The organism is Methylobacterium sp. J-001 (genome assembly GCF_022829565.1).
Classification (GTDB): Bacteria; Pseudomonadota; Alphaproteobacteria; order Rhizobiales; family Beijerinckiaceae; genus Methylobacterium.
Genome location: NZ_JAKSYN010000094.1, coordinates 59,654 through 79,631 on the forward strand (window position 1 = coordinate 59,654; position 19,978 = coordinate 79,631).

The window sequence follows — 19,978 nt, forward strand, 5'->3', positions numbered from 1 at the left end:
GCCCTTTGCCGTTCCGAGGGCCCGGTGCGACAGGAGCGACGGGAACAGCCACCGGCACGGAGGCTTTTCACCGACGGCGCGCGGATGGCTCGGCTGCGCCGGAGCGATCCCCGATGCACAAGACCTTTCTCCTCCCGCTGGCGCTTCTTGCCTTGGGCGGGCTTCCGGCCCGGGCCCAGGACGCCAGCGTGATCGGCAACAAGACGGTGCTGCCCGGCACCGGCCCCGGCACGTCGACCGGTGGCGGTGACGGCGGCCGGCTGATGGCCGCAGCCAGCGCCGAGGCCGCAACCAAACGGCAGGGCCTGAAGCCGGCCTCCTTCATGGCCTCCAAGATGATCGGCGTCGTGGTGCGCAACCCGGCCGGCGACAATGTCGGCACGATCGACGACCTGCTGATCGCCGATGGCGGCGCCCTGAAAGCCGTGGTGCTGGATGTCGGGGGTGTCCTGGGCCTCGGCAGCAAGCGCATCGCCGTGGAGCCTGATGCCCTGGTGCTGCGGCCGGGCGGGGACCGCTTCTCCGCCGTGCTCAACATGAGCAAGGATACGGTGGCGGCCGCCCACCCCTTCGATCCGGCCAAGGCGATGGCGGCAGATTAGCTTGACCAGCACCGGACTGGATGCGGTTGCGATCCAGGCGCGCCGCTTCAAAGTCAGTCCACGATTTCCGCGCCGTCATTGCAAGCGCAGCGAAGCAACCCAGGGTAGCGTGACCTGGAAAAACGTAGCGCCAAACTGGGTTGCTTCGCTGCGCTCGCAATGACGGAGCGCAGTCCCGCGGGCGCCCCGCCGCTTCAGATATCCAGATCCGCCCCCTCGGCGAAGGCCGCGCGCTCGCTGATGAAGGCGAAGCGGGCCTCCGGCTTGTTGCCCATCAGGCGTTCCACCGTGTCGCCGGTCGATTCCCGGGCCTCGTCGAGGATCGCGACCCGCAGGAGCGTGCGCTTCTTCGGGTCCATGGTGGTTTCCTTGAGCTGGGCCGGCATCATCTCGCCCAGGCCCTTGAAGCGCCCGATCTCGACCTTGCCGCCCTTGAACACCGTCTTGGTGATCCGCTCCCGGTCGGCGTCGTCCCGCGCATAGGCCACCTTGGAGCCCTGCTGCAGCCGGTAGAGCGGCGGGATCGCCAGGTAGAGATGGCCGCGGTCGATCAGCTTGGGCATCTGCCGGTAGAAGAACGTGATCAGCAGCGACGCGATGTGGGCGCCGTCGACGTCGGCGTCCGTCATGATGATCACCTTGTCGTAGCGCAGATCCGTCTCGCGGAAGGCCGAGCCCGTACCGCAGCCGAGCGCCAGCGTCAGGTCCGAGATCAGCTGGTTGGCGCCGAGCTTGTCCCGGGAGGCCGAGGCGACGTTGAGGATCTTGCCGCGCAGGGGCAGGATCGCCTGGGTGGTCCGGTCGCGGGCCTGCTTGGCCGAGCCGCCGGCGGAATCGCCCTCGACGATGAAGATCTCCGAGCCGGCGGTGCCGGCGGCCGAGCAATCCGCCAGCTTGCCGGGCAGGCGCAGCTTGCGGGTCGCGCTCTTGCGGGCGACCTCCTTCTCCTGGCGCCGGCGCAGCCGCTCCTCGGCCCGGTCGATCACCCAGTCGAGCAGCTTGTTGGCCTGGGCCGGGGAGCCGGCGAGCCAATGGTCGAAGGCGTCGCGCACCGCCGTCTCGACGATGCGCTGGGCCTCCACGGTGGCGAGCTTGTCCTTGGTCTGGCCCTGGAATTCCGGCTCGCGGATGAACACCGAGAGCATGGACGCGCAGGTCGCCATGACGTCGTCGGTGGTCACCGCGGTCATGCGCTTGGCCTGGTTCACGCGCTCGGCGTGCTCGCGCAGGCCCCGCAGCAGCGCGACCCTTAAGCCCGCCTCGTGGGTGCCGCCCTCGGGCGTCGGGATGGTGTTGCAATAGGAATGCGAGAAGCCGTCCTCCGCGACCATCCAGGCCACCGCCCATTCGAGCGAGCCGTGGGAGCCGGGCTTGGTCACCTTCCCGGTGAACATCGCCTCGGTCACCAGATCCTTGCCCTCGATGTCCCGGGCCAGGTAGTCGCGCAGCCCGTCCGGGAACCGGTGCACCGCCTCGGCCGGCACGCCCTCGAGGCCTTCGAGCAGGGCCGGGGCGCAGCGCCAGCGGATCTCGACGCCGCCGAACAGGTAGGCCTTCGAGCGCGCCATCTTGAACAGGCGGCGCGGGTCGAACTTCAGCGAGCCGAAGATCTCGGCATCGGGATGGAACCTCACCCGGGTGCCACGCCGGTTCTGCACCCGGCCGACGAGTTCCAGCGCCCCCTGGGCATGGCCGCGCGAGAACGTCTGGCGGTAGAGGGTCTGGTTGCGGGCGACCTCGACCTCGAGGAGGTCGGACAGGGCGTTGACCACCGAGATGCCGACGCCGTGCAGGCCGCCGGAGGTCTCGTAGACCTTCGAGTCGAATTTTCCGCCCGCATGCAGCGTCGTCATGATGACTTCGAGCGCCGACTTGCCGGGGAATTTCGGGTGCGGATCCACCGGGATGCCGCGGCCGTTGTCGGTGATCACGAGGGAGCCGGATTCCTCCAGCTCGACCTCGATGAAGCTGGCATGGCCGGCCACCGCCTCGTCCATGGAATTGTCGATCACCTCGGCGAAGAGGTGATGCAGTGCCCGCTCGTCGGTGCCACCGATATACATGCCGGGCCGGCGCCGGACCGGCTCAAGCCCCTCCAGCACCTCGATGTCGGAGGCGGTGTAGCCGGCCTCGGGCTCGGCCGCCGCGATGGTCGGGACCGAAGCCGATTCCGCGAGCCGCCGCCGCGGCTCCGCCGGACGCGCGGCAGGCGGCTTCGCGCCGGGGCCGAACAGCTCGCGTGCCGGATCGCTCACGCGCGGCCTCCGCGAACGCGGCACGCTGGCCGGCTCGGTATCATGCGGACGGGTGTCGGCCGGACCGGCCTGGGAGCGTGCAGCATGCGCCTTCATCCCCGCATCATAGCGGAACAAAACAGAAACATCCAGGGCGTTCGGTGCGTCGCCGAACCGCCGTATCATCGCATGCTGCGCCGCCGCGAGCGAGGGGCGTCGCCAGTTCGGCGCGATGGAGCCGTCATCGCTACGTTGCACAATCGTGGGTTAAGGCTTTCTCAGCTGTCGCCCGGATCGGAACCGCGCGGCCCCGGCCGCGTTTGATCGGGAAAGAGCTTGACCGTGGTCCGGGAGCCGCCGTCGATGAGCAACGCCGCGATCGAGGCCCGCCGCCTCACCCTGATCCGTTTCGAGCACGCCGCCGGCACGGCGTTCGGGTGCATCGAGGAGGCGGTGTCCGTGCCGCCCGCCCGCTTTCTCGTGAACGGCCTGACCATCGCGCTGGCGACCGTCGCCACCGCCCTGGCGGCGACCATCACCTATCTGGCATAACGCGAGGACAGCGCGCCAATTCTTCGCCGGGATCGGGCGCGGCCGTCAGCCAGCGCCCGATTTCTTCGCCGGACTCTTCTTGGCCGCCGGCTTCTTCGCAGGGGCCTTCTTCGCCGCCGGCTTCTTGTCGGCCGCCGCGGCCCGCGCCGGCGCCTTCCGGGCCGAGCTCCGCTTGGCCGGCTTACCCCCGCCCGACGCCCGCTTGGCGTTCACCAGCGCGATCGCCTCGTCGAGGGTCAGGGCCTCGGAATTCATCGTCTTCGGCAACGTCGCATTGACCTCGCCATCGGTGACGTAGGGGCCATACTTGCCGGCCTTGACCACGAGGTCCCGCCCGCTCGTCTCGTCCTTGCCGAGCGGCCGCCCCGGATCGGCGGCAGCCCGGCCGCGGCCGCCGCCCTGTTCCTTGGCGACGATCAGGTCGATGGCCCGGTTGGCACCGACCTCCAGCACGTCGTCGTCCTTGCCGAGATTGGCGTAGGTCTTTCCGTGCTGCACGTAGGGCCCGAACCGGCCGAGATTGGCCAGGATCGGCTCGCCGGTCTCGGGGTGGCGTGCCACCTCGCGCGGCAGCGACAGCAGGGCGAGCGCCTTGTCCAGATCGACCGAGGAGGGCGAGAGCCCCTTCGGCAGCGAAGAGCGCTTCGGCTTCGCCACGTCCTTCTCCGTGGAGGCTTCGCCGAGCTGGACGAACGGCCCGAAACGCCCGTCGCGGATCGTCACCGGCATGCCGGTCACGGGATCGTCGCCCAGCACCCGGACGCCCGGCTGGCCGCCCTCGCCCGAGGAGCCGTCCCCGTCGCCGTCGACGCCCGAGGCCGAGAGCTGGCGGGTGTACTTGCACTCCGGGTAGTTCGAACAGCCGATGAAGGCGCCGAACTTGCCGAGCTTCAACGAGAGCTGGCCGGTGCCGCAGACCGTGCAGGTGCGCGGGTTCGCGCCGTCGCCCCGGTCGGGGAAGATGTGCGGACCGAGCAAGCCGTTGAGCGCCTCCAGCACGTCGGTGACGCGCAGTTCCTTGGTCTCCCCGATCGCCGCGGAGAAGTCCTTCCAGAAGTCGCGCAGCACCGCTCGCCAGTCGATCTCGGCGTTGGAGACCCGATCGAGCTGGCCTTCGAGGTCGGCCGTGAAATCGTACTCGACGTAGCGCCGGAAGAAGCTCTCCAAGAAGCCGGTGACGAGGCGCCCCTTGTCCTCCGGCTGCAGCCGCTTTTTTTCGATTTTGACGTACTCACGATCCCGAAGGGTCTGGAGAACGGCGGCGTAGGTCGAGGGTCGGCCGATGCCGAGCTCCTCCATGCGCTTGACCAGGCTCGCCTCGGAATAGCGCGGCGGCGGCTCGGTGAAGTGCTGGGTCGAGGTGATGCGCTCACGGGTGAGGGGATCGCCGGCCTTCATCGGGGGAAGGCGACTGCCCTCCTCGTCCTCCTCGTCGTCCTTGCCCTCCTGGTACAGGGCCAGGAAGCCGTCGAACTTCACGACCTGGCCGGTGGCGCGCAGGTCGATCCGGCGCGGGCCGACGCTCGCCGTGACGTCCACGGTGGTGCGCTCCAGCTCGGCCGATTCCATCTGGCTCGCCATGGTGCGGGTCCAGATCAGGTCGTAGAGCTTGGCCTGCTCCGGCTCGAGATGGCGCGCCACCATCTTGGGCAGGCGGCTCATATCGGTCGGCCGCACGGCCTCGTGGGCCTCCTGCGCGTTCTTGGCCTTGACGCTGTACTTGCGCGGCACGTCCGGCACGTAGCGGTCGCCGAACTCCTTGCCGATGACCTTGCGGGTGTCCTGGATCGCCTCCGGCGCCATGTCGACGCCGTCGGTCCGCATGTAGGTGATGATGCCGACCGTCTCGCCGCCGACATCGACGCCCTCGTAGAGGCGCTGCGCGACCCGCATGGTCTGCGCCGGCGCCATCCCGAGTTTTCGCGATGCTTCCTGCTGCAACGTGGAGGTGGTGAAGGGCGGCTGCGGATGGCGCTTGGCCGGCTTGGCCTCGACGCTCGCCACCTGGAAGGTCGCGAGTTCGAGGTCGCGCTTGAACGCGGCCGCCGCGTCACCGGTGCCGACATCGAGGCGCTGGATCCGCTTGCCGTCCGCCCCGACCAGGCGGGCCTCGAAGGTCGCGCCATCCGTGGTGGTGAGGGTCGCGACGAGCGACCAGTACTCGCGCGGCTTGAAGCTCTCGATCTCCATCTCGCGCTCGACCACCAGCCGCAAAGCCACCGATTGCACGCGGCCGGCCGAGCGGGCGCCGGGGAGTTTGCGCCACAGCACCGGCGAGAGGTTGAACCCGACGAGGTAGTCGAGCGCCCGGCGCGCCAGGTAGGCGTCCACCAGCGCTTGGTCGATCTCGCGCGGCTTGCGCATCGCCGCCTCGACCGAGGCCTTGGTGATGGCGTTGAACGTGACGCGCTCGACCGGGATGCCTTTGAGCGCCTTGCGGGCGTTCAGCGCCTCCAGGACGTGCCAGGAGATCGCCTCGCCCTCGCGATCCGGGTCGGTGGCCAGAATCAGCTTGTCCGCGCCCTTGCAGGCCTTGGCGATCTCGCTGACCCGGCTGGCGCCGCGGTCCGCGAGTTCCCAGACCATGTGGAAATCCTGCTCGGGATCGACCGAGCCGTCCTTGGCCGGCAGGTCGCGGATGTGCCCGAAGGAGGCGATCACCTCATAGTCGCGGCCAAGATACTTATTGATCGTCTTGGCTTTGGCCGGCGACTCGACGACGACGACTTTCATTCAGACCTCTGCCCCTCGACGGAGCCTGGGCGCGACGGACGAATTCTGTTCGAAATTCGCGTGGGACGAGTGCCCGCCGTCGGGCCGGGGCCGCGCGCCGGGGACAAGTGGGTTACGAGGGGCGGGTTGTCAAATGGCGACGGTCGCCGAACGGCCTGCCGGGCGCTGTCGTCTGCGGCGCGCGAATCCGACAGGATTGCGGATCGAAGGCGATTATCGACGACCCGGCTGGCTTGCCTCGCGCCGTCATTGCGAGCGCAGCGAAGCAAGCTAGGGAAGCGCAACACACGGGGATCGCGCGCCACACTGGGTTGCTTCGCTGCACTCGCAATGACGGCGGAGTGTCCTCGCCCGGTTCAGATCCCCGCGTACCACTCGTAGCCGCGATCTTCCCAATAACCGCCGCCGCCCTGGCCGAAGCCCGCCAGCGACTCCACCAGCTCGACCCGCATCACGTATTTGGCCTGCTTGTAGCCGAGCTGGCGCTCAACCCGCAGGCGCAGGGGCGCGCCGTTCGAGACCGGCAGCGGCTTGCCGTTGAGGTCGTAGGCCAGGATCGTCTGCGGGTTGAAGGCGTCGAACAGGTCGATGCTCTCGTAGTAGCGGATCGGCGTGCGCTTATCCTCGGGCGCCTCCGGCTCCGGCGCGCCCTGGCCCCAATCGTCCTTGGGCGCGTCAGTCGCGGTCGGCGCGCCGCCCCAATCCTCGGCGGCGGCGAGTTGGATGTAGCCGTCACGGACATGGCCCGGATGCTCCGGGCGCCACAGCGAGGCGCCGTCACCGCCCTCGAGACCGCCGCCGGCATATTCCAACGTGTCGGCGCAGTGGAACACGGCGTAGCGCGCCTGCGGCTTGAGACCGGCCCGGTTCAACAGTTCGGCGAGCGGCACCCCGGACCATTGACCGATGCAACTCCAGCCCTCGACGCAATCGTGGCGGGTCACCTGCGTACGACCCGGCAGCCCACGCAGATCCGCGAGGCTGAGTGACAGCGGCGTCTGCACCAACCCGTTGATCGTCAATTTGAAATCCGCGAATTTTTTCGCCGCCAAAGCGCGAAACTCACGGTCCGGCGGGTCGATGGTTCCGTTCGGCTTGAACCAGGGCGAGATCATCGCGGCCGGGAATTCCCGAGCCAGCGTGGTGGGCGACATGAGCAGGCGCTGGACATACAGATTGGCGTCCTCGCCGACCTTGAGGGTACGACGACCGGTCTCCGTCCCGGCGAAGCGATCGCAGCCACCGAGCAGGGCGGTTCCGGCCAAGCCGGCGCCGACGGTGAGCAACTTGCGGCGGTGCAGTGTCATCGCGCGGTCTCCTTCTCGGGACGGCCGAGGCTGAACCAGCCGGTGAGCATGCCGCGCATATTGTTGGCCAGGCCGGAGACCAGCACGAGCAACACGTGGACGACCACGAAGAGCACCAGCAGCCCGGCGGCGATGAAGTGAATGGTGCGCGCCGATTGCCGCCCGCCGAACAGGTCCGGCAGCCAGTGCCAGGCCGCATCGACCCCGGGGGACATGGCGAGCCCGGCCAGCACCATCGCGGGCAGCAGCCCCAGCACGACGACGAAATAGGTGAGCTTCTGGATGACGTTGTAGCGCTTGGCCTCCTCGCCTTCCGGGAAGCGCAGCAAGAGGTGCTCTTTCACCGAGCCGCCGAAGTCGCGGATCTGATCACCGTCCGGAATCAGGCGGCGCCGGAGCTGGCCGCTGAACAGCCCGTAGAGCAGATAGACCGCACCGTTGATCACCAGAAACCACGCGAACAGGAAATGCCAGCGTCGTCCCGTCGTGAGGTCCTGATCCGCCGGGAGGGTCGCCCAGGACGGGAAGGCGCGGTCCACGGCGGTGCCGCCCTCCCGGGACAGGCCGAGCACCCCCGTCGTGTCGAAGCTGTGCGAGCCGATCGTCACGACGCCGCGATTCGTACCGTCGCGGCCCTGCTCGCTCGTGATCGCCAAAGCGGGATCGTCGAAGGTCGAGACCGCCCCCCAGTACAGGGCCGGGTGGGCGTTGAAGATCTGCAGGCCGCTCATCAGCAGCACCAGAAGCACCACGGCATTGATCCAGTGGGCCAGCCGGATCACCACGGGGTGGCGGTAGAACCAGCGGCGCCCCGAGGCGTCGACGGTCTCCGGAGCTTCGAGCGCGGGGGCGGCGGCCAAGCTGTCAGTACTCAAGCGTGCGTCTCGCGAGGATGGCGGCGGGCGGAAGTCGCCGGATCTGGCTGATACGTGGAGCGGACGCGCAAGTTACCAACCGATGAAAAAAGGCCGCAGGGGCAGCCGCGCCTTGCCGGAACGGCGCGCCGGACCTACACCCCGGTCTCATCATGACGACCCCCGCGCCCCCGGCCTTCCCGCACCGGCACCTCCTCGGCATCGAGGGGCTGACCCGGCCCGACATCGAGGGGCTGCTCGACGCGGCCGATGCCGCCGTCGACATTTCCCGGCAGGTCGAGAAGAAGCGCACGACGCTTCGGGGCCGCACCCAGATCAACCTGTTCTTCGAGCCCTCGACCCGGACGCAATCCTCCTTCGAGCTGGCCGGCAAGCGGCTCGGCGCCGACGTGATGAACATGTCGGTGGCCTCGTCCTCGGTGAAGAAGGGCGAGACCCTGATCGACACCGCGGCGACGCTGAACGCCATGCGGCCGGACATCATCGTCGTGCGCCACGAATCGGCAGGCGCCGTGCACCTCTTGGCCCGCAAGGTCGATTGCGCCGTGGTCAATGCCGGTGACGGTGCCCACGAGCATCCGACTCAGGCCTTGCTGGATGCGCTGACGATCCGCCGCAACAAGGGCCGGATCGAGGGCCTTCAGGTGGCGATCTGCGGCGACGTCCTGCATTCGCGGGTGGCGCGGTCGAACATCATTCTGCTTCAGGCCATGGGCGCGCGGGTGCGCCTGATCGCCCCCTCGACCCTGTTGCCCGCCGGAATCACCCGCTTCGGGGTCGAGACCTTCACGGATATGCGCAAGGGCCTGGACGGTTGCGACATCGTGATGATGCTGCGCCTCCAGCGTGAGCGCATGAACGGCTCGTTCGTGCCCTCCGTGAAGGAGTATTTCCGCTATTTCGGCCTCGACGGCGAGAAGCTGGCGCTGGCCAAGCCCGACGCCCTGGTGATGCATCCGGGCCCGATGAACCGCGGTGTCGAGATTTCCTCGGAGATCGCAGACGGCGCGCAATCGCTGATCCGCGAGCAGGTCGAGATGGGGGTGGCGGTGCGTATGGCCGTGCTGGAGGCGCTGGCACGGCACCTGCCGAACGGCTGAAACCGCGACCCGAAGCGATCGAAATCAAGCATAAGTCGGACAAAGCCGGGCCGCTTTCTCACCTGCGGCTTGCCCGCGGGGCGGCCGTAGCGCAGTTTCCTGCCGAATACGGCCTCGGCCGAACCATCAGGGCCGATCTCACATGCAGACCGCTTCATGACCGCCTACACGCTCGCCGATCTCGCCAAGCTCGTCGCGAGCCGCGCCGGGACCGATCCGGAGACCTCCTACACGGCCAAGCTCCTGTCCGAGGGACCCGCCAAGGCGGCCAAGAAGCTCGGCGAGGAAGCCGTGGAGGCGGCCATCGCGGCCGTACAGGGGGACAAGACCGGCCTGCGGAACGAGGCCGCGGACGTGCTCTACCACCTCATGGTGCTGCTCCGGGCCGGGGGCGTCGAGCTCGATGCCGTCATGGCGGAGCTGGAGCGTCGCACCGCGCAGAGTGGGCTTGCCGAGAAGGCCGCGAGGCGCCCCGCGTGAACGCAGCCGCGCTGCCGGGCTCGGTCGAGGCGATCCTCGATGAATCGGACCGGCTCTCGCCCTACCGTCGCTTCAGCCGCGAGGAATGGGCCCAGCTGCGCGCCGACACGCCGCTGACGCTGAAGGCCGAGGATATCGAGCGGCTGCAATCGATCAACGACCCGATCTCGGTCGAGGAGGTGGTGGCGATCTACCTGCCGCTGTCGCGGCTGCTCTCGCTCTACGTCGCGGCGACACAGGGCCTGTTCAAGGCGACGCAGCGCTTCCTGCTGGCCGAGCGCGAGACCAAGGCCCCCTACATCATCGGGCTGGCCGGCTCGGTGGCGGTGGGCAAGTCGACCACCGCCCGCATCCTGGCCGCGCTGCTGGCCCGCTGGCCCAACACCCCGAAGGTCGACCTCGTCACCACGGACGGTTTCCTCCTGCCCAATGCCGAATTGGCCGAGCACGGCCTGATGGAGCGCAAGGGCTTTCCCGAGAGCTACGATACCGCCGCGCTGCTGCGCTTCCTCCACGACGTCAAGGCCGGCCACAAGCGTGTGACCGCGCCGCTCTACTCCCATCTGGTCTACGACCGGGTGCCCGGGGAGGAGCGGGTGGTGGAGAGCCCCGACATCCTGATCGTCGAGGGCCTGAACGTGCTCCAGCCCGCCCGCCTGCCGCGGGACGGCACCGCGATCCCGTTCGTGTCCGACTTCTTCGACTTCTCGATCTACCTCGACGGCCACGAGGACGACCTGCATCGCTGGTACGTCACCCGGTTCATGCGCCTGCGCCAGACCGCCTTCCGCGACCCCCGCTCCTACTTCCGCAAATACGCCGAGGTGCCGGAGCCCGAAGCGCTCGACATCGCCGACCGGCTCTGGACGACCATCAACCTGCCGAACCTGCGCGAGAATATTTTACCCACACGCCAGAGGGCGAGCCTGATTCTGACCAAGGGCGCGAGCCACCGGATCGAGAGCGTGGCGTTGCGGCGGCTTTAGTCCATCACACGAACGGAAACTCCGCCTCCGCCAGGTACGGCCCGCCCCCGGTCGATTCCTTGGCCGAGAACAGCGTCACCCGGTCGGCGGTGAAGGCCAGGGGCGCGAAAGCCGGAGCTTGCGAGAGGTACATCGCCACCGCCTCCGGGCTAGCCTCGCGCTTCAGGCGCGCCAAGGTGACGTGCGGGGTGAATTTTCGGCGCTCCGGCTCGACGCCGGCGCGCCGCACCAACCGCTCCTGCTCCGCCTGGAGATCGATCAGCTCCGGGCTCGGCACCACCGAGGCGTAGAGCGCCCGCGGCCGGTCGCCGCCGAAGATGCCGAGCCCGTCGAGCGTCACCGGGAAGGCGGCGCGCACCCGCATCTCGGCCATCGCCTCCAGCACGTCCTCAGCCATGGACATCGCGACATCGCCGAGGAACCGCAGCGTGACGTGGTAATCGCCGGGCTCGATCCAGCGCGCGCCCGGCAGGCCGCCCCGGTAGAGCCGCAGCGCCTCCGCGACCTCGGGTGACACGGCGAGCCCGGTGAACAGCCGCGGCATCAGCGCGACGCTCCCTCCCGGAGCTCCCCTAGAAACGTCTCGACGGTGGGGAGAATCCGGGTCGCGATGGTCTCCACGCCCTGCCGGTTCGGGTGCAACCCGTCGTCGAGGTGCTGGGCCCGGTCGCCGATGATCCCGTCGAGGAAGAACGGGTAGAGGATCAGGTCGTAGCGCTTGGCGAGGTTCGGGAAGATCGCGTCGAACCGCGCCTTGTAGTCCGGGCCGAGATTGGGCGCGGCCTGCATGCCGGTCAGCAGCACCGGGATCCCCCGGGCCTTCAGCCGCTCGATGATCGCCGCGAGCGCCCCCTCGGTGACCTTCGGGTCGGTGCCGCGCAGCATGTCGTTGGCGCCGAGTTCGAGGATCACCCCGGCGGTCCCGTCCGGCACCGACCAGTCGACCCGGTCGAGCCCGCCCGTGGCGGTATCGCCGGAGACGCCGGCATTGGCCACGGTCACGTCCGCGCCCTTGGCCTTGAGCAGGCGCTCCAGCACGGTCGGGAAGGCGGCGTCCGACGGCAGACGGTAGCCGGCGGTGAGGCTATCGCCCAGGGCGACCAGCTTGATCGGATCGCCGGGCGCCGCGTGCGTCGCTGTCATGGAAGGGACCATCAGACCCGCTAGCGCTGCGACAAACAGGGCGGCTCGCCGCGCGCGGCGGGCGCCGTCATGGCGCGGCCCCAATGCGCCCCCCATATCGCGGTGCATCAACGGCCCGTGCAGCCAAGTTCGCAGCCAAGTTCGAAGCCAAGTCAGGACCTCGCGCGCCATGCTCGTCATCGTCCACAGATCGTCCGCCCCGTGAGCCACGGCAAGGTGCTGCGCGAGCCGGCGATCGCGTTGTCCGACATCGATCTCAGCCTCGGCCGCGGCGCCGCCCGGGTCCACGTCCTGCGCGGCATCTCGCTCAGCGTCGATCGCGGCGAAGCGGTGGGGCTGGTCGGCCCCTCGGGCTCGGGCAAGTCGACCCTGCTGATGGTGATGGCCGGCCTGGAGCGACCGGATTCCGGCGGCGTCGTGATCGAGGACACCGATCTCGCCCGCCTCGACGAAGACGCGCTCGCCCGCTTCCGGGGCCGGCGCATCGGCATCGTGTTCCAGGCCTTCCACCTCGTGCCGACCATGACGGCGCTCGAGAACGTGGCGTTGCCCCTGGAACTGGCCGACCGGCCCGGCGCGCTGGAGCGGGCCCGCGCAGAGCTGGAGGCGGTCGGCCTCGGCCATCGCCTGCACCATTACCCGGCGCAGCTCTCGGGGGGCGAGCAGCAGCGCGTCGCCATCGCCCGGGCGGTCGCTCCGGATCCGGCGATCCTGGTGGCGGACGAACCCACCGGCAATCTCGACGAGGCCACCGGCCGCCAGATCGTCGACCTGCTGTTCCGGCTCAAGCGCGACCGGGGCGCCACCCTGGTCCTCGTCACCCACGACAACGGCCTCGCCCGCCTGTGCGACCGCACCGTGCGCCTGCGCTCGGGCCGGATCGAGGAGGCGGTGAGCGCCTGATGCACGGCACGGTCTCCCGCCCCGAACCTTCCCCCCGCCGCATCCCGCTCACGTTGCGCCTGGGCGTGCGCGAATTGCGCGCCGGCCTATCCGGCTTCGGGGTATTCCTCGCCTGCATCGCGCTCGGCGTCGCGGCGATCGCCGGGGTGGCATCGATCTCGCGCTCGCTCTCCGACGGCCTCGGCCGCGAGGGGCGGCGGATCCTCGGGGGCGACCTCGCCTACAATCTGATCAATCGCGAGGCGACCGACCCGGAGCGGCAGGCCCTGTCGCACGAGGGTCGGGTCGACGCGGTGGCGTCCCTGCGCGCGATGGCGGTGGCGGGCAGCGGAGACGCCGCGTTGGTCGAGCTGAAGGCCGTCGATCCCGCGACCTATCCGGCGGCCGGCGAGCTCGTCACCGAGCCGCCGGGCCGGCTCGCCGATTTGCTGGCAGCGCGGGACGGGGTGCCGGGCGCCCTGGCGGATCCGGCGCTGCTCACCCGCCTCGATGTGAAGGTCGGCGACCGAATCGCCCTGGCCGGCCATGATGTCGCGATCCGCGGCACGCTGACGTCCGAGCCCGACAAGATCGCCGGCGGCATCGGCTTCGGCCCGCGGCTGATGATCTCGGAGCCGACCCTGCGGGCAACCGGCCTGGTCCAGCCCGGCAGCCTCAACCGCTGGAGCTACCGCATCGTCCTGCCCAAGGACGCCGCCCAGGATTCCGACCTCGACGCCGCGCAGGCACGGATCCGCGCCGCGACCCCGGAGGCCGGTTGGGAAATCCGGTCGCGCAGCAACGCCGATCCACGCTTTGCCAAGAGCATCGAGCGCTTCACCCAGTTCCTGACCCTGGTGGGTCTGACCGCGCTGATCGTCGGCGGCGTCGGCGTCGGCAACGCCGTCCACGCCTTCGTGGAGCGCAAGCGGCCCTCGATCGCGACGCTCAAGAGCGTCGGCGCGCCGGGCTCGCAGGTGGTCGGCCTCTATCTCACGCAAGTGATGCTGATCGCCGGGATCGGCACGCTGATCGGGCTCACCGTCGGGGCGAGCCTGCCGTTTCTGCTGGACGCGCTGTTCTCCGCCGACCTGCCCCTGCCGCTGAACCCGACACTCGCCCCGGGTGAGTTGGCGCTCGCCGCCGCCTACGGGCTGCTCACCGCCTTCGCATTCGCGATCACGCCGCTCGGCCGCGCCCACGACGTCCCGGTCTCCGGCCTGTTCCGCGACACGGTCGATCCGGCCCGGGTCAGCCCGCGCTGGCGCTACCGGGTGTGGCTCGCCCTCAGTCTCGCGGCCCTGGTCGGCCTGTCGGTCGGCACGGCGTTCGACCGGCGGGTGGCGCTGATCTTCATCGCAGCTGCGGCCATCGCCTTCACCCTCCTGCACGGGGTGGCGCTCGGCCTGATGGCGCTGGCGCGTCGCCTGCCGCATCCGCGCTGGCCGGCGCCCCGGATGGCGCTGGCGAATCTCCACCGGCCGGGGGCGCTGACCCCCGCCATCGTCCTGTCCCTGGGCCTCGGCGTGACGCTGCTGGTCACCCTCAGCCTGATCGACGCCAATGTCCGTCGGACGATCAGCGCGACCCTGCCGGCGAAGGCGCCGAACCTGTTCTTCCTCGATATCCCATCCCGGGACGCCGCCGAGTTCCGGGCGTTCCTGGCGCGCTCGGCGCCCAACGGCAAGATCGAGGACGTGCCGATGATGCGCGGCCGGATCGTCGCCCTGAACGGCGTGCCGGCCAATAAGATCCGCCCCCCGGAGGACGCCGCCTGGGTTCTCGACGGCGACCGCGGCATCACCTACGCCGACATGGTGCCGGAGGGCTCGACCCTCACGGAGGGCGCCTGGTGGAGCCCTGAGCAGGGGGCCAAGCCCCTCGTTTCGTTCGAGGCCGAGCTTGCTCGGCAGCTCGGGCTGAAGGTCGGCGACAGCGTCACCGTCAACGTGCTCGGCCGCGACCTCACGGCGACGATCTTCAACCTGCGTCGGGTCGAATGGCGCAACCTCGGCATCAACTTTGTGATGGTGTTCTCGCCCGGCACCTTCCGGGGCGCGCCGCATTCGGACCTCGCCACCCTGTCGCTCCCGGGCGGCACCGATGCCGGCGCCGAGAACCGCATCCTGCGCGATGTGGCCAAGACGTTCCCGTCGGTGAGCGCCGTGCGGGTCAAGGACGCGCTCGACGCGATCGGCGACCTCGTCGGCCGGCTGGTCCTGGCGATCCGGGGGGCGAGCGCCGTGGCGGTGCTGGCGAGCCTGTTCGTGCTGGCCGGCGCCATCGCGGCGGGTCACCGGGCCCGGCTCTACGATGCCGTCGTTCTCAAGGTGCTCGGCGCCAGCCGTGCCCGGCTGCTCGCCGCCTACGCGATCGAGTACGCGGCTCTGGGATTGGCCACCGCCCTGTTCGGCCTCGCCGCCGGCAGCGTCGCCGGATGGGTGATCGTCGCGAAGGTCATGCACCTCGACTTCCGCCTCGACCTGTCGGGGGCGCTGATCGCGGCGAGCGCAGCGGTGGCACTGGCGATCCTGCTCGGTCTGACCGGCACATGGCGCATATTGGGACAGAAGCCGGCACCGTATCTCCGGCAGACCTAGCGCCTGGTCTTCGCAGAGCTGCGATCGGCCGCGGCGGATGGTTAAGACTTCGCGGCCGAGACATCGGACTGGCAGGATCTGGGCAACCACCAGTCGAACGGACGCCCGCGATCGCAGGAATCGCTTTTAATCCCTGACTTTATGGACAAAAATACATCGTCGAGGCCCCGAAAAGCGACGTCGCAACCGTGGCCGGGGACTTGTGTGGGCGGCGGCCGCGCAACATATTCCTGTTCGAGGTGCCAGCCTGGCGCCAGAGGTCCTGCGTGGGCCTCGCCCGAACACCACGCTGAGAGAGCCTCCGCAAGGAAACTCCCATGGCATTCGAGAACTCTCCCTTCCGGTACGGCGCCCAGCAGCCGTCCGGGTACGCCGGCACACAGGTCGATGTCGACCAGGGCCTGCGGACCTTCATGCTCGGCGTCTACAACAACATGGTCGTCGGACTGGGCATTTCCGGCCTCGTCGCCCTCGGCCTGAACATGGCATCTGTCGCGGCCTATCAGGGCACGCGCCCGATCCTGACCCCCTTTGGTCAGACCCTCTACACGAGCCCGCTCAAGTGGGTTCTGATGCTGGCCCCGCTGGCGTTCATCTTCGTCTTCTCGATGCGGATGGACCGGATGTCGGCCTCCTCGGCCCGGACGATGTTCTGGGCCTTCGCGGCGGTGATGGGCGCCTCGATGTCCTCGCTCCTCCTGGTCTTCACCGGGGCGAGCGTGGTGCGGGTGTTCTTCATCACGGCAGCGGCGTTCGGTTCGCTCAGCCTCTACGGCTACACGACCAAGCGTAGCCTGTCGGGCATGGGCTCGTTCCTGATGATGGGCCTGATCGGCATCATCCTCGCGTCGCTGGTGAACATCTTCTTCGCATCGTCGGCCCTGCAGTTCGCCATCTCGGTGCTCGGCGTGCTGATCTTCGCGGGTCTGACCGCCTACGACACCCAGAAGCTGAAGGAGATGTATCTCTCCAGCAGCTTCGACGGTGAGATGGCGGCCAAGATGTCGGTCAACGGCGCCCTGACCCTCTATCTGGACTTCATCAACATGTTCCAGTTCCTGCTGAGCTTGGTCGGCGACCGCCGCTAAGCCCCTCACGGATTGGGAACGAGCAGGCCCCGGCGGGCAACCGCCGGGGCTTCTTTTTTGGACTGCGCGTATTGGAGGAGGGCGGCTATCATGCCGCCATGCCCGACGCGATCTCCGGTCTTTCCGCCTTTCCGATCACCCCGAGCGACGCCGACGGCCACGTCGATGCGGCGGGCCTGAATCGGCTGCTGCAACGCCTGATCGATGCCCGAGTCGATTCCATTGGCTTGCTCGGCAGCACCGGAACCTACGCCTACCTGTCCCGGGACGAGCGACGTCGCACCGTGGAGATCGCCGCCGGAACGGTGGCTGGCCGGGTGCCGATCCTCGTCGGGATCGGGGCGCTCCGCACGGATGAGGCGATCAAGCTCGCCCGGGACGCCCGAGCCGCGGGCGCCGACGCGGGGCTGCTCGCGCCGGTCTCGTATACTCCGCCTACGGAGGAGGAGGTGTTCCGGCACTTCGAGGCCGTGGCCGGGGAGGGCGGTCTGCCGCTCGTGATCTACGACAACCCCGCAACCACGCATGTCCGGTTGTCACCGGCTCTGCTCGGCCGCATCGCATGCCTGCCTGGGGTTGTGGCGGCCAAGTGTCCGGCGCCGGAGCCGTCCGCGGTCGAGGCCGGATATGCGGCCCTGCGAGCGGCCGTCCCGCCGACTGTCGCCGTCGGGTTCAGTGGCGACTGGAACGCAACCGAAGCGCTGATCGCGGGCGGTACGGCCTGGTTCAGCGTGGCCGGCGGTCTATTCCCCAAGACCTGCCTGGCGATCGTGCGTGCCGTCGAGGTCGGCGACGCCGCAAGGGCGCGGGCGCTGAACGCCGAGCTTGCGCCGCTGTGGGATCTGTTCAAGGCGCATTCGAGCCTGCGCGTGGTCTACGCGCTGGCTGACCATCTCGGCCTCTGCCGGGCCGAGCCGCCGCGGCCGATCCTGCCGCTGGCGCCGGAGATCCGTGCCGAGGTCGTCGCAACCGTCCAGCGCTTGAACCTGACGTGAGAACCTCAGATCGCCCGGGGCGGCGGCTCCAGCACGGCGAGCACCCGAGCCAGCTCGGTCCCGCGCTTCATCACCAAGCCGCTGGCAGCGATGACCGCATAGGCGCCCTGGCGGCGGGCGAGCTTCGGATCCTTCTCGATCCGGTAGAGCGGCATTTCGGACGCGCGGCGGTAAATCGAGAACACTGCTTTGTCCCGGCGAAAATCCATGGCGTAGTCGCGCCACTCGCCCGCGGCGACCTGCCGGCCGTACAGGTTGAAGATCGTGCGCAGCTCGTCCCGGTTGAAGGCGATCTGCGGGGGTTCCGCACGGGCGGGGAAGGGAATGACATGGCCCACCGCCTCGTCGGGTCTCGACCCCGCGCTCGTCCGCTCCGTCATCGTCGCTCCGTGGCACTCTTGCTTTGCCGGATGATGGCCTCCGCGGCCGCGCCCCGCAAGGGCGACCGCGCTGGGGCTCCGTGTCGCTCACGACACATCCAAGCGACAAAAAACATGGTTCCGCCCAAATGCCGCCTTTTGCGAGCCGCGTTGCGCCGGCACAACAGACGCTGAACCTCGCCGGGTCCTGCCCGGCCGGCGACCGTAACCCAGCTCCCCAGCCTTCGGTCACCGGTCGGGAGTCCAGAATTCGGCACTCCGAGGTTTCGAGACCCAATGACTTCAGGCCGCCCCTCCGGGCGGCCTTTTTTGTCTCCCGTTGACCGCAGGATCCGGGTATGGCCAGCCACATCATGGGTCCGCCCACCTTCGACCACGCCTTCATCCAGACCCTCGACACGCTGTTCGCGTGGCGCCGCGACGTGCGCCGCTTCCGGCCGGACGCGGTCGATCCGGACAGCTTAAGCGCCTGCCTGGCCGCGGCCCACAGGGCGCCGTCCGTTGGCAACAGCAGGCCCTGGCGCTTCGTCCGCGTGTCCGATTCCACCCGCCGCTCCGCCATCGCGCACGACTTCGCCCGCTGCAACGAAGCCGCCGCAGAAGGCTTCGACGCGGCGCGGGCCGCGCGCTACAGGGCCCTCAAGCTCGCCGGCCTGACCGAGGCACCGGAGCATCTCGCGGTGTTCTGCGACGACGCCACCGAGACCGGCCTCGGCCTTGGCCGGGCCAGCATGCCGGAGACCCTGGCCTACTCGGTCGTCGGGGCGGTGCAGTGCTTCTGGCTCGCAGCCCGCGCGCGCGGGCTTGGCGTCGGTTGGGTCTCGATCCTGGAACCGGCCAGGGTCACCGGGATCCTGGCCGTGCCGGAGACCTGGCGACTCGTGGCCTATCTCTGCGTCGGCCATCCGGTGGAGGAGCATCGCGACCCGGAACTGGAGCGCCACGGCTGGCAGCCGGAAGACCCGCGCGGGACAGAGTTGTTCGAGCGCTGAGCAGTCGAAGCGGCGGATTTACGCTACTCCTTTACCCTCCCCAAGACTTCCCGGGATGGGTGGTTCGTCAACCATAGCTTTTCCTGGAACGGCAAGCGCGGCCGTGGATTACTGGCTCGCATACGCTCACGCTTGTCGAGGACCATAGAGATGTCGGGTCGGGTGGCGGCTTTATTCGGGGTGGCCGGCGCGATGCTGGCGGGTTGCTCGGGGGCGGCCCAGGCGCGGGAGGTCGTGCCGTTCGAGAACGGCGTCGCCCCGGGCTCGGTGGTGATCAGCGTGTCCCAGCGCAAGCTCTACCTGGTGAACGGCGACGGCACCGCGATCCGCTACCCCGTGGCGGTCGGCCGGCCCGGCAAGCAATGGTTCGGCACGGCGTCCATCGACGGCAAGTACGTCGCCCCGGCCTGGTCGCCGCCGGCCGAGGTGAAGCGCGACAACCCGCGGCTGCCGAACCTCATCGCCGGCGGCTCGCCGAGCAACCCGATGGGGGCCGCCGCCATGACCTTAGCCGGCGGCGAATACGCGATCCACGGCACCAACCGCCCGAGCTCGGTCGGCACCTACGCGTCCTATGGCTGCATCCGGATGTTCAACCAGGACGTGGTGGATCTCTACGCCCGGGTCGATGTCGGTACGCAGGTCTACATGACGCGGTAGACCTGCCGATCGGAGCCGTCCTTACTGGGCCGGCGGCGCGGTCGCCTCCACGGCGGTGAAGGTCTCGAGGATCCGGTAGGTGTGCTCGGCGCCGGCCGGGACGCAGTAGGAATCGCCCGCCGCGAGCGCAACGGTCTCGCCGCCGACCACCAGTTCGGCCCGGCCGCTGATCACGTAGCCGACGGTCTCGTGCGGCGAGGACGTCATCGGCTTGTCGGCGTTCGGCTCCTCGGCGCGCCACATCCGCATTCCGAGCCGCTCGCCCCGCGCCAGGGCGATCTCGCCGTGCGGCCCCGCGGCCGCGCTGTGGGCCGATACCTTCGTGGTCATCGTCGTGTCTCCCTGTCCGTGAGGCAGGGCAACGACGCG

General features: G+C 69.2%; 19 protein-coding genes. 11 read left to right on the plus strand and 8 right to left on the minus strand.

Annotation, left to right across the window (positions count from 1 at the left end; all coding sequences use genetic code 11):
- Positions 1–113: 113 nt before the first annotated feature.
- The gene (locus tag MKK65_RS10400; protein WP_058191981.1) at positions 114–602 is read left to right on the plus strand and encodes a PRC-barrel domain-containing protein; all 489 of its coding nucleotides are present in this window, start codon (positions 114–116) and stop codon (positions 600–602) included.
- Between the two features lie 194 nt (positions 603–796).
- Here the strand turns inward: MKK65_RS10400 and parE are convergent, their stop codons facing one another.
- Positions 797–2,857 carry a DNA topoisomerase IV subunit B gene (gene parE / locus MKK65_RS10405; protein WP_243957515.1) on the minus strand — a complete coding sequence of 687 codons (2,061 nt, stop codon included), beginning with the start codon at positions 2,855–2,857 and terminating at the stop codon, positions 797–799.
- 342 nt (positions 2,858–3,199) lie between these two features.
- On the opposite strand from parE, the gene MKK65_RS10410 reads away from it, so the two are divergent.
- Positions 3,200–3,388 (plus strand): hypothetical protein, encoded by a 189-nt coding sequence (locus MKK65_RS10410; protein WP_243957516.1) that lies wholly within the window; start codon positions 3,200–3,202, stop codon positions 3,386–3,388.
- A gap of 45 nt (positions 3,389–3,433) precedes the next feature.
- Here the strand turns inward: MKK65_RS10410 and topA are convergent, their stop codons facing one another.
- From topA to MKK65_RS10425, 3 genes are all read right to left on the minus strand, one after another.
- Positions 3,434–6,121: a type I DNA topoisomerase gene (gene topA, locus MKK65_RS10415; protein ID WP_243957517.1), complete on the minus strand. Its 2,688-nt coding sequence runs from the start codon at positions 6,119–6,121 to the stop codon at positions 3,434–3,436.
- A gap of 356 nt (positions 6,122–6,477) precedes the next feature.
- Positions 6,478–7,428: a molybdopterin-dependent oxidoreductase gene (locus MKK65_RS10420; protein ID WP_243957518.1), complete on the minus strand. Its 951-nt coding sequence runs from the start codon at positions 7,426–7,428 to the stop codon at positions 6,478–6,480.
- Entirely contained in the window at positions 7,425–8,288 is an 864-nt protein-coding gene (locus MKK65_RS10425) for a cytochrome b/b6 domain-containing protein (RefSeq protein ID WP_243957619.1), read from the minus strand. Before MKK65_RS10425 ends, MKK65_RS10420 begins: the two co-directional genes overlap by 4 nt.
- Before the next feature lie 167 nt (positions 8,289–8,455).
- On the opposite strand from MKK65_RS10425, the gene MKK65_RS10430 reads away from it, so the two are divergent.
- The 3 genes from MKK65_RS10430 to coaA all read left to right on the plus strand — a co-directional run bounded on the left by MKK65_RS10430 (position 8,456) and on the right by coaA (position 10,869).
- Positions 8,456–9,403, plus strand: coding sequence for an aspartate carbamoyltransferase catalytic subunit (locus MKK65_RS10430; protein ID WP_243957519.1), 948 nt, complete (start codon positions 8,456–8,458; stop codon positions 9,401–9,403).
- Between the two features lie 156 nt (positions 9,404–9,559).
- Positions 9,560–9,883 (plus strand): phosphoribosyl-ATP diphosphatase, encoded by a 324-nt coding sequence (locus tag MKK65_RS10435; RefSeq protein WP_058191976.1) that lies wholly within the window; start codon positions 9,560–9,562, stop codon positions 9,881–9,883.
- Positions 9,880–10,869 carry a type I pantothenate kinase gene (coaA, locus tag MKK65_RS10440; protein ID WP_058191975.1) on the plus strand — a complete coding sequence of 330 codons (990 nt, stop codon included), beginning with the start codon at positions 9,880–9,882 and terminating at the stop codon, positions 10,867–10,869. Before MKK65_RS10435 ends, coaA begins: the two co-directional genes overlap by 4 nt.
- A gap of 4 nt (positions 10,870–10,873) precedes the next feature.
- Here coaA and thpR read toward each other — a convergent pair whose 3' ends face one another.
- Complete coding sequence (thpR, locus tag MKK65_RS10445) at positions 10,874–11,413, minus strand: RNA 2',3'-cyclic phosphodiesterase (RefSeq protein WP_243957520.1); 540 nt, start codon at positions 11,411–11,413, stop codon at positions 10,874–10,876.
- A complete protein-coding gene (locus tag MKK65_RS10450; protein WP_243957521.1) occupies positions 11,413–12,012 on the minus strand; it encodes an arylesterase in 600 nt (199 codons plus the stop codon). The genes thpR and MKK65_RS10450 overlap by 1 nt, the downstream gene beginning before the upstream one ends.
- A gap of 201 nt (positions 12,013–12,213) precedes the next feature.
- Here MKK65_RS10450 and MKK65_RS10455 point away from each other — a divergent pair, with 201 nt between their 5' ends.
- From MKK65_RS10455 to MKK65_RS10470, 4 genes are all read left to right on the plus strand, one after another.
- The gene (locus MKK65_RS10455) at positions 12,214–12,915 is read left to right on the plus strand and encodes an ABC transporter ATP-binding protein (RefSeq protein ID WP_409565401.1); all 702 of its coding nucleotides are present in this window, start codon (positions 12,214–12,216) and stop codon (positions 12,913–12,915) included.
- Positions 12,915–15,494, plus strand: coding sequence for an ABC transporter permease (locus MKK65_RS10460; protein ID WP_243957523.1), 2,580 nt, complete (start codon positions 12,915–12,917; stop codon positions 15,492–15,494). Before MKK65_RS10455 ends, MKK65_RS10460 begins: the two co-directional genes overlap by 1 nt.
- Before the next feature lie 317 nt (positions 15,495–15,811).
- Entirely contained in the window at positions 15,812–16,582 is a 771-nt protein-coding gene (locus MKK65_RS10465; protein WP_058191972.1) for a Bax inhibitor-1/YccA family protein, read from the plus strand.
- Between the two features lie 98 nt (positions 16,583–16,680).
- Complete coding sequence (locus MKK65_RS10470; protein WP_243957525.1) at positions 16,681–17,577, plus strand: dihydrodipicolinate synthase family protein; 897 nt, start codon at positions 16,681–16,683, stop codon at positions 17,575–17,577.
- A gap of 5 nt (positions 17,578–17,582) precedes the next feature.
- Here MKK65_RS10470 and MKK65_RS10475 read toward each other — a convergent pair whose 3' ends face one another.
- On the minus strand, positions 17,583–17,957 hold the full coding sequence (locus MKK65_RS10475) for a DUF2794 domain-containing protein (protein WP_243957527.1): 375 nt from the start codon (positions 17,955–17,957) through the stop codon (positions 17,583–17,585).
- Between the two features lie 338 nt (positions 17,958–18,295).
- Between MKK65_RS10475 and bluB the strand changes: the two genes are divergently transcribed.
- A complete protein-coding gene (gene bluB / locus MKK65_RS10480) occupies positions 18,296–18,949 on the plus strand; it encodes a 5,6-dimethylbenzimidazole synthase (RefSeq protein ID WP_243957529.1) in 654 nt (217 codons plus the stop codon).
- 150 nt (positions 18,950–19,099) lie between these two features.
- Positions 19,100–19,609: a L,D-transpeptidase gene (locus MKK65_RS10485; RefSeq protein WP_243957531.1), complete on the plus strand. Its 510-nt coding sequence runs from the start codon at positions 19,100–19,102 to the stop codon at positions 19,607–19,609.
- Positions 19,610–19,630: 21 nt separating this feature from the next.
- Here the strand turns inward: MKK65_RS10485 and MKK65_RS10490 are convergent, their stop codons facing one another.
- Positions 19,631–19,939, minus strand: coding sequence for a cupin domain-containing protein (locus tag MKK65_RS10490; RefSeq protein WP_243957533.1), 309 nt, complete (start codon positions 19,937–19,939; stop codon positions 19,631–19,633).
- Positions 19,940–19,978: the final 39 nt, after the last annotated feature.